The sequence below is a fragment of the Lyngbya sp. CCY1209 genome (assembly GCF_035615495.1).
GTDB lineage: Bacteria > Cyanobacteriota > Cyanobacteriia > Cyanobacteriales > Microcoleaceae > Limnospira.
Genome location: NZ_JAJENU010000078.1, coordinates 1 through 773 on the forward strand (window position 1 = coordinate 1; position 773 = coordinate 773).

Annotated in this window: 1 protein-coding gene; it reads left to right on the top strand. The window is 53.0% G+C overall.

The features are described 5' to 3' along the window. Positions 1-102: 102 nt before the first annotated feature. The gene (locus LKE08_RS00395) at positions 103-753 is read left to right on the top strand and encodes a hypothetical protein (protein ID WP_324702213.1); all 651 of its coding nucleotides are present in this window, start codon (positions 103-105) and stop codon (positions 751-753) included. Positions 754-773 lie beyond the last annotated feature (20 nt).

A 773-nucleotide genomic window follows, 5' to 3' on the forward strand; every position in this document is an offset into this window, starting at 1 on the left:
CATTGACTATGCCTTTAAGAGTTCAGTTTTGGACGGCTTAAGAATCCCCGCGTCTTTAGACCGGGGAGAAGTCAAAACCAGCATTTTTCCATTACCCTCCCTTTGCTGGCACTGCAGGCTTCCAAGGGAAAAGAAGTCTTCATCAGCTTGCACGGCAATCAGCAGTTCGCCATGTCCAGCCGGATCAAAAACCTGGGATTGATGTACCTGAGAACCTATCTGAAGCTGTTCAAAAATCTGAAGGTGGTTTCCTTTGAGATCGACGATCGCGTCATTCCCGAAGCCTACCGACTGCCCCCCGAGTCAACCTTCGTCATCCCCCATCCCATCGTCGGCGAGGTGGAACCGAGACTCAAGCCGGGGGAACGGTTGCCGTCCGATGCCAAAATTAAGATCGGCGTGGTGGGCCAGATCCGGCCCGACAAACCCATCGCCAAAGTCGTCGAACAGCTTTCGACTTACGTTTCGGCCCATCCCAACTGCGAATTGATCGTCGGGACTCCCTTCGGCCAGAAGCCGAAAGAATTGGATGGCATTGACGCGACGCTGCGAGATACGACCGAAGAAGCGGAGTATTTAAAAGTCCTGCGAGAAATCGATATTCTGGTCATCCACTACGATCGCGATCGCTACTACTATCGCACCAGCGGCGTGATCAGCGATGCCGGTTCCATTAGGGGTCGAGAGAGATGTTATCATCTCCCCCTCCCATTCAGAACCGTGCATGAGACTTTCACCTCACACGGCTCCTAGTTCAGTCGTCTCGTTGTCAT